Raw genomic sequence first — 1,700 nt, forward strand, 5'->3', positions numbered from 1 at the left:
CGCGCCTTCGGCCAGATGCTGGCCGTGAACCGCACCTTCGGACAGGTGCCGCTCCATCACCGCGCCTTCGGCAAGCTTCTCCGACGTTACCGCTTCCGCCTGCAAGTGCACTTCACCTACAGATTCCGCCGCCAGCTGTTCCGTGCCTACCGCGCCTACCGCAAGCTTCTCCGACGTTACCGCCTCCGCCTGCAAATGCGCTGCACCTACGGCCTCCGCCGCTAACTGCTCTGCGCCTACTTCGCCTTCGGCCAGATGTCGGCTGTGAACCGCGCCTTCGGCCAAGTGCAGCTCCTTCACCGCGCTTTCCGCCAGCTTCTCCGACGTCACGGCCTCCGCCTGCAACTGCACTGCACCTACGGCTCCCGCCGCTAGCTGCTCCGTGCCCACCGCGCCTTCGGTCAGATGCCGGCTATGAACCGCACCTTCCGCGAGGTGCTGCTCGGTCACCGCGCCTTCCGCAAGCTTCTCCGACGTCACCGCCTCCGCTTGCAGGTGCGCTTCCCCTACGGCTTCCGCTGCAAGTTGCTCCGCACCTACCGCGCCGTCAGCCAGATGCCGACTGTGAACCGCACCTTCGGCTAGGCGCTGCTCGGTCACCGCGCCTTCCGCAAGCTTCTCCGACGTCACCGCCTCCGCTTGCAGGTGCGCTTCGCCTACGGATTCCGCCGCTAGCTGCTCCGCACCTACCGCGCCTTCGGACAAATGCTGGCTGCGTATCGCCCCTTCCGCAAGGTGCAGGGCCATCACCGCGCCTCCTGCAAGATGCCGGCTTCGCACCGACTCTTCCGCAAGGTGCAGTGGCGTCACCGCGCCTTCGGCCAAGCGGCTGCCGTCCACGGCTCCTTCCGCAAGGAACGGCGTCGTGACCGTACCTTCCGCCAGATGCCAGCCGTGAACCGCACCTTCCGCGAGGTGCTGCGCCGTGACCGTACCTTCCGCCAGCTTCTCCGAAGTAACCGCCCGCGCCTGCAGCTGCGCTTCGCCTACCGCCTCCGCCGCCAGCTGCTCCACGCCAACCGCGCCCGGCGTCAGATGCGCCGTCGTCACCGAGCCCTCCGCCAAACGGCTGCCGTCGACCGCGCCCTCTGCGAGATGCTCCGTTATGATCGCGCCTTCTGCCAAATGGCAGCCGTGCACAGCCCTTTCTTCAAGGTGCGCCGCCGTAACTGCCCCTTCGGTCAGATGCCCGCTGCGAACCGACTCTTCCGCAAGGTGCCTTGCCGTCACCGCGCCTTCCGCCAGCTTTTCCGACGTTATGGCCTCCGCCTGCAAGTGCGCTTCGCCTACCGCCTCCGCCGCCAGTTGCTCCGCACCCACCGCGCCGGGGGCCAGATGTGCTGTCGTTACGGCTTCCTCCGCCAAGCTACTTGCGCCTACGGCTCTCTCTGCGAGGTGCCTCGCCGTCACCGCGCCTTCCGCCAGCTTTTCCGATGTTACGGCCTCCGCCTGCAAGTGCGCTTCGCCTACCGCCTCTGCCGCCAACTGCTCCGCGCCCACCGCTCCTGACGTTAGATGCGCCGTCGTTACCGATCCTTCCGCCAAGCGGCTGCCGTCGACCGCGGCCTCTGCGAGGTGATTCGTTGTCACCGCGTTTTCCGCCAGCTTTCCCGACGTCACCGCTTGCGCCTGCAGCTGCGTTTCGCCTACGGCTTCCGCCGCCAGCTGTTCCGTGCCTACGGCGCCCGGCGCCAGATGCT

1 pseudogene is annotated in these 1,700 nt (G+C 67.4%); it reads right to left on the reverse strand.

Annotated features, from left to right (window positions below):
- Nucleotides 1–1,700, reverse strand: a pseudogene (locus QJ48_RS37860) (hypothetical protein); the annotation flags it as partial.

This window comes from Paenibacillus sp. A3, from assembly GCF_001399685.1.
In the GTDB taxonomy this organism is placed as follows: domain Bacteria; phylum Bacillota; class Bacilli; order Paenibacillales; family NBRC-103111; genus Paenibacillus_G.